The 9,101-nt window shown below is 70.5% G+C and carries 6 protein-coding genes and 3 pseudogenes; 5 read left to right on the top strand and 4 right to left on the bottom strand.

Translation table 11 applies throughout. The annotated features are described in order from the left end of the window. Nucleotides 1–49: 49 nt before the first annotated feature. Nucleotides 50–811: an ABC transporter permease gene (locus tag ACYVK3_RS07565; protein ID WP_460496670.1), complete on the bottom strand. Its 762-nt coding sequence runs from the start codon at nt 809–811 to the stop codon at nt 50–52. After that, entirely contained in the window at nt 808–1,785 is a 978-nt protein-coding gene (locus ACYVK3_RS07560) for a DrrA family ABC transporter ATP-binding protein (protein ID WP_460496669.1), read from the bottom strand. Before ACYVK3_RS07560 ends, ACYVK3_RS07565 begins: the two co-directional genes overlap by 4 nt. 142 nt (nt 1,786–1,927) lie before the next feature. Here ACYVK3_RS07560 and ACYVK3_RS07555 point away from each other — a divergent pair, with 142 nt between their 5' ends. The 3 genes and pseudogenes from ACYVK3_RS07555 (at nt 1,928) to ACYVK3_RS07545 (ending at nt 6,066) form a co-directional block, all read left to right on the top strand. After that, nucleotides 1,928–2,599 (top strand): PadR family transcriptional regulator, encoded by a 672-nt coding sequence (locus ACYVK3_RS07555; protein WP_460496668.1) that lies wholly within the window; start codon nt 1,928–1,930, stop codon nt 2,597–2,599. A 157-nt stretch (nt 2,600–2,756) separates the two neighbouring features. Beyond that, a pseudogene (locus ACYVK3_RS07550) lies at nt 2,757–4,490 on the top strand (acetyl/propionyl/methylcrotonyl-CoA carboxylase subunit alpha); the annotation flags it as partial. A 139-nt stretch (nt 4,491–4,629) separates the two neighbouring features. Continuing rightward, nucleotides 4,630–6,066, top strand: a complete 1,437-nt coding sequence (locus tag ACYVK3_RS07545; RefSeq protein WP_460496667.1) for a GuaB1 family IMP dehydrogenase-related protein — start codon at nt 4,630–4,632, stop codon at nt 6,064–6,066. Between the two features lie 3 nt (nt 6,067–6,069). Here ACYVK3_RS07545 and ACYVK3_RS07540 read toward each other — a convergent pair. Both ACYVK3_RS07540 and ACYVK3_RS07535 read right to left on the bottom strand, forming a co-directional pair. Continuing rightward, nucleotides 6,070–6,699: pseudogene (locus ACYVK3_RS07540) on the bottom strand (response regulator); the annotation flags it as partial. Next, nucleotides 6,696–7,463, bottom strand: coding sequence for a sensor histidine kinase (locus ACYVK3_RS07535; RefSeq protein WP_460496666.1), 768 nt, complete (start codon nt 7,461–7,463; stop codon nt 6,696–6,698). The gene ACYVK3_RS07535 and the pseudogene ACYVK3_RS07540, both read right to left, overlap by 4 nt. 88 nt (nt 7,464–7,551) lie before the next feature. On the opposite strand from ACYVK3_RS07535, the pseudogene ACYVK3_RS07530 reads away from it, so the two are divergent. After that, nucleotides 7,552–8,208, top strand: a pseudogene (locus ACYVK3_RS07530) (ABC transporter ATP-binding protein); the annotation flags it as partial. 71 nt (nt 8,209–8,279) lie between these two features. Next, nucleotides 8,280–9,032: an ABC-2 transporter permease gene (locus ACYVK3_RS07525; RefSeq protein WP_460496665.1), complete on the top strand. Its 753-nt coding sequence runs from the start codon at nt 8,280–8,282 to the stop codon at nt 9,030–9,032. The last annotated feature ends 69 nt before the right edge of the window (nt 9,033–9,101 follow it).

Genomic DNA, 9,101 nt, shown 5'->3' with positions numbered 1-9,101 from the left:
GCCCTGCGGCCCGCGGCGCTTCGCCGTTCCCCGGTTTCCTATGCGGGCGCTAGGCGACGGCGCGGGCGAACTTGCGGCTCGCCCAGATGACGAGGAGGACGCCCAGTCCTCCGATGAAGAGCGTGGCCTGCCAGATGAAGTGGGACTGCAGATCGCCGGCGAACAGCGCGCGGGCGGCCTCGACGGCGTAGTAGAACGGGTTGAAGTCGGCCACGTTCTGGAGCCAGCCGGGGGCCAGCGCCATCGGCAGCATGATGCCCGAGAGCAGCATGACCGGCTGGACGACCGTGTTGAGCACCGGAGCGAGCGTGTCCTCGCTCTTGAGCACGATCGCGACGCCGTAGGACAGGGCGCCGAGCATGAACGAGGTCAGGATGATGATCCCGAACATGAGGAACACGCCGGGCCAGTAGATCGACAGGCCGCCGACCGGGGCGGCCAGCAGCACCAGGATGAGCGCCTGGAACAGCGTGGTGGTGACGGTCGCGAGCGTGCGTCCGATGAGGAGCGCGACGCGGCTGACGGGCGTCACCCGCATGCGTTCGATGACGCCTTGGCGCAGCTCGGCGATGAGGCCGAAGCCGACGAAGGTGGACCCGAACAGGGCCATCATGATGATCAGACCGGGGACGAACGTCTCCATCGCACCGGATTCGAAGCCCGGCGAGCCGTCGAGCGAGTTCAGCAGCGGGGCGAAGAAGACGAGGAAGTACAGCGGCTGGATCAGCATGACGACGAGCCAGACGGGCTGCTTGATGTTGAGCTTCATGGCCCGTGAGTAGACGAGCCAGATGTCGCGGAGGGCTTTCATGAGGCGGTCTCCTCTTCACGGAGCGAGCGGCCGGTCTGCTTCAGGAACACGTCGTCGAGACTGGGCCGGTGCAGCTCGATGGACGCGGCGACGATCCCGGCGGCGTCGAGGTCGCGCAGCAGCGCGGGGAGCGCCGTGGAGCCGTCGTCGACGTACAGGCGCAGGATCGCGATGCCGGTGGCGGGGTCGGGGTCGCCGGCCTCGACCTCGCGGACGAAGTCCTTGGAGCCGAACAGGCGCCGGGCTTCTTCGGTCTTGCCCTGGACGCCGATCGCGACGACGTCGCCGGCGACCTCCTTCTTGAGCGCCAACGGGGTGCCCTCGGTGACGATCTCGCCGTGGTCGATGATCGCGAGCCGGTCGCACAGGGCGTCGGCCTCGTCGAGGTAGTGGGTGGTCAGGAAGACCGCGGTGCCGCGTTCGCGCAACGCGCGGACCTCGTCCCACATGTGGGCGCGCGACTGGGGGTCGAGCCCGGTGGTGGGCTCGTCGAGGAAGAGCAGCTTGGGCTCGTGCATGATGCCGAGTGCGATGTCGAGTCGGCGTTTCTGGCCGCCGGAGTACGTCTTGATGTTGCGGTCGGCGAACTCGCTGAGCTGGAAGGCCCCCAGGACGACCTCGGCGCGGGCCGTGGCCTCCTTCTTGGGCATGCCGTAGAGGCGGCCCTGCATGACCAGCTCGTCGCGGGCGGTCACCTCGCCCCAGGTGCCGCCCTCCTGGCCGACGTAGCCGATGTCGCGGCGCACGGCGGCCTGCTCGGAGGCGAGGTCGTGGCCGCAGACGGTGGCGCGGCCCTCGGTGGGCTCGATGAGGGTGGAGAGCATCCGCATCGTCGTGGTCTTGCCGGCGCCGTTGGGTCCGAGGAGGCCGAAGATCTCCCCTTCCTTCACGGAGAGGTCGACGCCGCGGACGGCGTCGACCTCCTTGCCGCGGGACTTGAAGGTCTTCTTCAGCCCCTTGGTCTCAATGAGCATGGGTACCTCACGGGTGGGTTTCCGCACGGCCCGGGCAGGGCCGTGTTCCTTGTTCAACTTTGACTATAAGTGAGCCGTCGTGACGACTGTGACCTGGTACCCGTATAGCTGCGAGATTAGTCAACGCTATAATATGGGCGCCATGTGGAAGACACGACTGCTCGTCCTCGGCCTGGTCCGCTGGCTCGGTCCCGTCCACGGCTACCTGGTGCGCCGCGAGATCGACTCCTGGCGGATGCCGGGCGTCACCGAGGTGGGCGCGGGGTCGATCTACCACGCGCTCAAGAAGCTCACCGCCGACGGACTGATCGAGGTCGTCACCACCGAGTCGGTCGACGACCGTCCGGCTCGGACAACGTATCGGATCACTGTGACAGGCGAAACCGAATTCCAGCGGGAGCTGCGCGAACACCTGTGGGACGTGAGCGCCGCGGAGGATCCGTTCCAGACCGCCTGGGGCTTCGCCGCCGTGCTCAGCCGCACCGAGAACGTGGCGATGCTGCGCGCGCGGGCCGAAATCCTGTACTCGCGCATCGACGCGGTGACGGCGCTGCTCGCCGCGACGACCGCGGAGTTCAAGGGCGACCACGAGCAGGCGTTCATGCCCGCACATGTCAGGGCCATGCTCAAGCGGCAGGCGGACCTGTGGAACGTCGACGCCGAGTGGTGCGAGACCACGGCCGAGCGGATCGAGACCGGCGAGCTCGACTTGGGCTCCGATCTCGGCCCCGAGGAGGCCGCCACCTGGCGCGAGACGATCGACTCCGAGCGGTTCGAGGCCGCGGTGCACCAATGGCAGAGCACCTTCAAGTAATCGCTCACCTTAACGAGCGTTCGATACATCACCTCAAAAATTCCACAAAAAGAACTGTTGAGTTTCAACAAAAATCGTCCGCTTTGCCCGAGTTTCGAGGCAAGCTGCGGTGCTCCGACTCATCAGGCTCCGAGACCGGAGCATTACACTGCGGGACGTGCGCAAGGTATTGATCGCCAACCGCGGCGAAATAGCGGTGAGAGTCATCCGGGCCTGCCGTGATGCGGGCTTCGAGTCCGTCGCCGTCTACGCCGACGGCGATCGCGACGCTCCACACACGCTCTTGGCGGACGAGGCCTTCGCCCTCGACGGCCTGAGTGCCACCGACACCTATCTGCGTATCGACAAGCTCATCCGCGTCGCCCAGCGCAGCGAGGCCGACGCCGTCCACCCGGGCTACGGCTTCCTCTCGGAGAACGCCGAATTCGCGCAGGCCGTCATCGACGCCGGGATCACCTGGATCGGTCCGACCCCGCAGTCGATTCGCGACCTCGGCGACAAGGTCACCGCTCGCCATCTGGCCATGCGTGCGAACGTGCCGCTGGTGCCCGGCACCAAGGAGCCGGCCGCGGACGCCTCGGAGATCCTCGCCTTCGCCGACGAGCACGGGCTCCCCGTCGCGATCAAGGCCGCCTTCGGCGGCGGCGGGCGCGGCCTCAAGGTCGCCCGCGAGCGCGACGAGATCCCGGACCTGTTCGACTCGGCCGTCCGCGAGGCCGAGGCCGCGTTCGGGCGCGGCGAATGCTTCGTCGAGCGCTACCTCGACCGCCCCCGTCACGTCGAGGCGCAGGTCCTGGCCGACACCCACGGCAACGTGGTCGTCGTCGGCACCCGCGACTGCTCCCTCCAGCGCCGCCACCAGAAGCTCGTCGAAGAAGCCCCCGCGCCGTTCCTCAGCGACGAGCAGCGCGCCACGATCCACAGCGCCGCCAAGGCGATCTGCCGGGAGGCGGACTACCACGGCGCCGGCACCGTCGAGTTCCTCGTCGGCACCGACGGCACCATCTCCTTCCTCGAGGTGAATACCCGCCTCCAGGTCGAGCACCCCGTCTCCGAGGAGACCAGCGGCATCGACCTGGTGCGCGAGCAGTTCCGCATCGCCTCCGGCGAGACCCTCGACATCACCGAGGACCCCGAGCCGCGCGGCCACTCCATCGAGTTCCGCATCAACGGCGAAGACCCCGGGCGCGGCTTCCTGCCGGCCCCCGGCACGGTCACCAAACTGAAGCTGCCCTCCGGCCCGGGCGTGCGCGTCGACACCGGCATCGAGGAGGGCACCGTCATCGACGGGAACTTCGACTCGCTGCTCGCCAAGGTCATCGTCACCGGCGCCACCCGCGCCGAGGCCCTCCAGCGCTCGCGGCGCGCCCTCGCCGAGATGGAGGTCGAGGGCATGGCGACGGTCCTGCCGTTCCACCGCGCCGTGCTCGACGACCCGGCCTTCGCCGAGGACTTCACCGTCCACACCCGCTGGATCGAGACCGAGTGGGACAACACGCTCGAACCGTTCGACGCCGCCGCGGGCGTCGGCGAGGTCGCCGAGGAGCGCACCAGCCTCGTCGTCGAGGTCGGCGGCAAGCGCCTCGAGGTGAGCGTCCCGGCGGGACTGCTGAGCCCGGGCGCCTCCTCCAAACCGCGCAAGCGGGGACCGAAGAAGAAGTCCGACTCCGGCGCGGCCGTCGGTGGCGACAGCCTCCCCTCGCCGATGCAGGGCACCATCGTCAAGGTCGCCGTCGCGAACGGCGACAGCGTCGTCAAGGGAGACCCGATCGTGGTGCTGGAGGCGATGAAGATGGAGCAGCCGATCGCGGCGCACAAGTCCGGCACCGTGGCCGGCCTCGACGTCGCCATCGGCGACGTCGTGTCCGCCGGCGCGCCGATTTGTCAGATCACGGACTTACGGCCGACACACCTCCGAGAGACAATGGAAGTCGCTGTGCGTAGCACCACAAGCGCTGCGGCGGCCGACGCGAACCAGTTAGAGTGCTCTGCGGCGGAGACGCCGCGAGCACCCGAGGGGGCCCATCACCATGCGTTTCATCGACGAACAGCCCGGTCACGACCTCACCTACTCGGACGTCTTCATGGTCCCCAACCGGTCGGCGGTCACCTCGCGCCTCGACGTGGACCTGGCGACCGCCGACGGCACCGGCAACACCGTCCCGATCATCGCCGCGAACATGACGGCCGTGTCGGGCCGGCGCATGGCCGAGACGCTGGCGCGCCGCGGCGGGATCGCGGTCATCCCCCAGGACATCCCGGTCGACGTCGTGGCCGACGTCATCGCCAAGGTCAAGTCCCGGCCGCTCGACTGCGACACGGCCCTGACGCTGCCGCCGACCGCCACGGTCGCCGAGGCCATCGCGCTGTTCCCCAAGCGCGCCCACGGCGCGGTCATCGTCATCGACTCCGAGAACCGACCGCTCGGCGTGGTCACTCAGGCCGACTGCCGCGGCGTCGACCAGTTCACGCAGCTCGAGCAGGTCGCCTCCGACCGCCTCGTCACGCTGCCGCAGGGCCTGACCGACGCCGAGGCCTTCCAGATCCTCGAAGAGGCCAACGTCAAGCTCGCGCCGGTCGTCAACGACACCGGCCGCCTCCACGGGGTCCTCACCAAGCCCGGGGCGCTGCGCAACACGCTCTACACGCCGAACACCGACGCCCGCGGAAGCCTGCGCGTCGCCGTCGCCATCGGCATCAACGGCGACGTCACCGGCAAGGTCGGCGCACTCGTCGAGGCCGGGGCCGACCTGATCGTGGTCGACACCGCGCACGGGCACCAGGAGAAGATGCTCGACGCGCTCAAACTCGCGCGCAAGGCCGCCCCGAACACGCCGATCGCCGCCGGCAACGTCGTCACCGCCGACGGCACCACCGACCTCATCGACGCGGGCGCGGACATCGTGAAGGTCGGCGTGGGCCCCGGCGCGATGTGCACCACCAGGATGATGACCGGCGTGGGGCGCCCGCAGTTCTCGGCGGTGCTCGAGTGCGCCGCCACGGCGCGGCGCTTCGGCAAGCACGTGTGGGCCGACGGCGGCGTCCGCCACCCGAGGGACGTCGCGCTCGCGCTCGCGGCCGGCGCCTCGAACGTCATGATCGGCTCCTGGTTCGCCGGGACGCACGAATCGCCCGGCGACATGCACTACGACGCCGACGGCAAGCCGTACAAGGAGTCCTACGGGATGGCCTCGGCGCGCGCGGTCAAGGCCCGCAGCTCCACCGATTCGGCGTTCGATCAGGCCCGCAAGGCCCTGTTCGAGGAGGGCATCTCCTCGGGCCGGATGTACCTGGACCAGCGGCGCCCCGGCGTGGAGGACCTGCTCGACTCGATCGTGGCGGGCGTGCGATCGTCGGCCACTTACGCGGGAGCGACGAACCTGGCCGAGTTCCGCGAGCGCGCGGCGGTCGGCGTCCAGTCGGCGGCGGGCTACACCGAGGGCGCGCCGGTCCCGCGCAGCTGGTAAGCGACCCGCTTCGCGCGCGAGCAGCGCGGCCTGGACGCGGTTGCCGCATTCGAGCTTGGCGAGGATGCGGCTGACGTAGGTCTTCACCGTGGCCTCGCTCATGTGGGCGCGGCGCGCGATCTCGGCGTTCGACAGCCCCTCGGCCAGCAGCGCCAGGACTTCCCGTTCGCGCTCGGCCAGACGCCCGAGCCGCTCGACGGCGTCGCGGCGCCTCGGCACCGATTCGGGCGCGACCATGCCCAGGACCAGCCTCGTGACGGCCGGCGACAGGTAGGCCTCGCCGTCGTGGACGGCGCGCACGGCGCGGATGAGCTCCTCGGGGGCGCAGGTCTTCAGCACGAAGCCGGCCGCGCCGTTGTGCACGGCCGCGAGCACGTTCGCCTGGTCGCCGAAGGAGGTCAGCACGAGCGTGCGGGTGCGGTCGCCGAGCCGCTCGAGCACCTCCAAGCCGCCGAGCCCGGGCATGTTGAGGTCGATGAGCGCGACGTCAGGGCGGTGGCGCCCGGCCTCGGCCACGGCATCGCGTCCGTTGTGGGCGGTCGCGGCGACGGCGATGTCCCCGGCGGATTCGAGGACGGTGCGCACGCCCTCGACGACGAGCGGTTCGTCGTCGGCGACGAGGACCCGGATCACGGCTGCGGTCCCGCGACCACGCTGATCGGGAGCATCGCCAGCAGCACGACGAGCGTCGCGGCCCCGGCCAGCGCCGCCGGGCGCAGCCGCCCGGGCTCCTTGAGCGGCAGCATGGCGCCCAGCGCGAACTCGCCGTGCTCGGCGCGGACGTCGAGGAGCCCGCCCGCCGCCTCGACCCGCTCGCGCACTCCGATGAGGCCGAAGCCGCCCCTCGCGTCGGACCCGGTGCCGACCGGATTGGACACCGAGACGAGCAGGGCGTCGTCCTCCCAGGTGACCGACACCCGCACCGGCCGGCCCGTGGCGTGTTTGGACGCGTTGGCGAGCCCTTCCTCGATGACGCCGTAGGCGGCGCGTCCCGCGGGCGGCGGCAGCGCGGACGGCGTGCCCCGCTGGAGCAGCTCGACCTCGTTTCCGGCCCGCCGCGACTCGGCGACCAGAGCGGTGACGGCGGTCAGGTCCCGCGCGGCCCCGTCCGTCTCGTCGCGGAGCACCCCGACGAGCTCGTGCAGCTCGTCCGAGGCGGAGCGCACGGCGTCGCCGAGGAGCCGGACCGCCTTCGCGGTCTCGGGGTCGCGAGCCGACACCTCGAGCGCCCCGGCCTGGACGGCGGCGAGGCCGAGCCGCCTGCCGAGGCTGTCGTGCATGTCGCGGGCGATGCGCAGCCGCTCGCGCTGGACGGCGGCCTCGCGCTCGCGGGCGGTGCGCCGGTACAGCTGCCACAGTGCGATGCCGACCGCCAGCCAGATGAGGAGCATGCTCATGCCGCCAGGGTACGGGTCCGCTTTCGTCGCTCCGATCGGCGACTTTCGGCGACTGTCGGGTCCTCGACGCGCTTCCTACGGTTGCATCGTGATCGAAGTGAGCGAGTTGACCAAGCACTATCGCGGGAAGGCGGCCGTGGACGACCTGTCGTTCACGGTCCGGCCGGGCCGCGTGACGGGCTTCCTCGGGCCGAACGGCGCGGGCAAATCCACGACCATCCGGATGATCCTCGGCCTCGACCGGCCGACGAGCGGGCGTGCCCTCATCGACGGCCGGCCGTACGCCGAGCTGCCACGGCCGTTGACGCGGGTGGGCGCGCTGATGGAGGCCGGCGCGGCGCATCCGGCGCGCAGCGCCTACCACCACCTGCTGTGGCTCGCCAAGAGCAACGGCATCGCCGCCTCCCGCGTCGGCGAGGTCTTGGAGGAGACGGGCCTGGCCGAGGTCGCCTCGAAGCGGTCCCGCACCTTCTCGCTCGGCATGGGCCAGCGGCTCGGCGTCGCGGCGGCCCTGCTCGGCGACCCGCAGGTGCTCATCCTCGACGAGCCGGTGAACGGCCTCGACCCCGAAGGGGTCATCTGGATCCGGAACCTCGTCAAGCGGCTGGCCGCCGAGGACCGCACGGTGCTGGTGTCGAGCCACCTGATGGCGGAGATGGCGCTGACCGCCGACCATCTGGTGGTGATCGGCCGCGGACGGCTGCTGGCCGACACCTCGACCGAGGCGTTCATCGCCGCGAACAGCGGCTCCACCTTGGAGGAGGCGTTCATGCGCCTGACGGCTTCGTCGGTGGAGTTCCAGGGCGGTGGGAGCCGGTGAACGCCCTGGGGGCCGCCGTCTCGGCGGAATGGGTGAAGGTCCGATCGGTGCGTTCGAGCGCGCTGACACTGGCGGGCTTCGCGGCGGTCGCGATCGGCCTGGGTTCCGTCGTCGCCTCCAATTGGGACACCTCCGGCGACGCCGATCCGCTGGCGGCGAACTTCCTCAGCCTGCTGCTGGGGCAGCTGATGCTGGTCATGTTCGCGGTGACGTGCGTCGGCGCGGAGTACTCGACCGGCACGATCCGCCTGTCGCTGGCGGCGGTGCCGGTGCGGGGCCGCTACTACGCGGCGAAGATGACGGTGATCGGCCTGGTGGTCGCGGCGGCGGCACTGGTGGTGGAGCTCGCGACGTTCGCGGTGGTCAGCGCGTGGCTCGGCTCGGCCTCCCCGTCGATCGGCGAATGGGAGACGGTCGAGGCGCTGCTGGGCGGCTGGATCCACCTGACGCTGCTGAGCGTGTTCGCGGCGGCGGTGACGGTGCTGCTGCGCAGCACGGTGCGGGCGCTGTCGATCCTGTTGCCGGTGCTGTTCCTGTCCTCGCAGGGTCTGGGGAACCTGGAGGCGATCAAGCCGGTCGCGCAGTACCTGCCCGACCAGGTGGGCATGGTGGTCATGCGCATAACCGTCCCGGGCGATCCGCAGCTCGGGCGGGACTACGGCGCCTGGACGGGCATCGGCATCCTCGTGCTGTGGACGGCGGCGGCACTGCTGGCGGGCTGGCTGTCGATGCGCCGGAGGGACGCCTGAGTGCGAATCGGAGATTCCTATAGGCAACGTCCCCTGTGAAGCGGCGGCGCCCGGCCGAGTGGCCGGGCG

Source organism: Glycomyces tarimensis, assembly GCF_054776215.1.
Note: the sequence above shows the minus strand (reverse complement) of the source record. Positions and strands in the feature narration are given on the sequence as shown.